General features: G+C 65.4%; 1 protein-coding gene. It reads right to left on the minus strand.

The window, feature by feature from the left end; all coding sequences use genetic code 11:
• On the minus strand, positions 1-243 hold a 243-nt coding region (locus NCS00_RS33265), incomplete at both ends, for a hypothetical protein (protein WP_502801624.1).

Here is a 243-nt window from a genome sequence, read left to right on the forward strand (position 1 = left end):
ATACGGAAGAACTCGCCGCGCGACGTGTCGCAGGCCTGCTTCACCAGCGCGACCTTGAGCTTCGACTGGATGAAGCCCTTGCCCTTGACGACGACGATGTCGCGCACGCTCTGCATCGGCGACAGCCCGAGCTCGGCGCCGGTGACGATGGTGGCGAGGATCTCGTGCGGCTTGTTCTTGAGGTGGTCGGGGAAGATGCTCACCCTCGCGAGCACCTCCGCCTGCCGCCATGCGTCGTCGAAG

Source organism: Caballeronia sp. AZ1_KS37 (assembly GCF_023631165.1).
Taxonomy (GTDB): domain Bacteria; phylum Pseudomonadota; class Gammaproteobacteria; order Burkholderiales; family Burkholderiaceae; genus Caballeronia; species Caballeronia zhejiangensis.